Here is a 678-nt window from a genome sequence, read left to right as displayed (position 1 = left end):
TGTAAAGACAAATGCTAAAAACTGGACGATTGTACGAGCAAGCTGGTTCAATCAAAACTTTAGCGAAAGCATATTTTTAGATCCTGTTTTAGTCGGAATTGTTGCATTGCCAAGAGCCGAAGCACTTGAACCTTTTATAGATGCTGATGATATTGCTGAGGTGGTTACAGTTTCGCTTTTAGAAGAAAAACACAACAAACAAACGTATGAATTAACGGGTCCGAGATTATTATCTTTTGAACAAGCGGTAAACGAAATTGCCAATGCTTCTGGCAGAAATATCACTTTTCAGGGGTTATCCTTAGCAGAATATATTAAAATATTAAGAGAATATCAGGTTCCTGAAGACCAGATTTGGTTGGTGAATTATCTTTTTGAACAGGTATTAGATGGCAGAAATTCAAGTATAACATCTGATGTAGAAAAAGTGCTGGGCAGGAAAGCGAAAGATTTTTCTGCGTACTCGACAGAAACAGCCAAGACTGGAATCTGGAATGTTTGAGACTATTTGACGCTGATAATACGAATTCGCTAAAGCGAAAACGCAGATTGTTATTGAACGAAAAAACTAACATAAAAACCTTGGTATTCATTTTAAATTTCTAATTTTAGAAAGTATCTTTCAATACATTTTAGAAACCATATGCTAAAAAAATACAGCGCTTTAATTATTTTTAC

At 34.4% G+C, this 678-nt stretch carries 1 protein-coding gene; it reads left to right on the top strand.

The genetic code is table 11. The features are described from left to right. A partial coding sequence (locus BW716_RS35125; RefSeq protein WP_220388924.1) for a hypothetical protein occupies positions 1-502 on the top strand: 502 nt, incomplete at its 5' end. Positions 503-678 lie beyond the last annotated feature (176 nt).

Origin of the sequence: [Flexibacter] sp. ATCC 35208 (assembly GCF_001975825.1) — a bacterium.
In the GTDB taxonomy this organism is placed as follows: domain Bacteria; phylum Bacteroidota; class Bacteroidia; order Chitinophagales; family Chitinophagaceae; genus Chitinophaga.
Note: the sequence above shows the minus strand (reverse complement) of the source record. Positions and strands in the feature narration are given on the sequence as shown.